Origin of the sequence: Collinsella sp. SGI.241 (assembly GCF_050312955.1) — a bacterium.
In the GTDB taxonomy this organism is placed as follows: Bacteria; Actinomycetota; Coriobacteriia; order Coriobacteriales; family Coriobacteriaceae; genus Collinsella.
On sequence record NZ_JBNPKM010000040.1, the window covers coordinates 1 to 233 of the forward strand.

Annotated in this window: 1 protein-coding gene; it reads right to left on the reverse strand. The window is 72.5% G+C overall.

What is annotated here, in order from left to right; translation table 11 throughout:
* Positions 1-233, reverse strand: a 233-nt coding sequence (locus ACQQ92_RS08470) for a transposase (protein ID WP_427796249.1), incomplete at both ends; no start/stop codon positions are given.

The window sequence follows — 233 nt, forward strand, 5'->3', positions numbered from 1 at the left end:
GCCGGTGCCCTCGTGCGCCCAGATGAGGCAGCCGCGGTCGTGGTCGACGACCACCGTGACGTACTTGTGGCCCTTCTTGTACGACGTCTCGTCGATGCCGATGCGGCGCACGCCGTCGAACCTCGAGGCGCCGCGCGCGGCCTCCAGCTCGGCGTAGACGCGCCTGCACACGCCGCCCACGCTGTGCCACTCGACGCGGGCGAGCTCGGAGACCGCCGAGGCGGTGCAGCGGA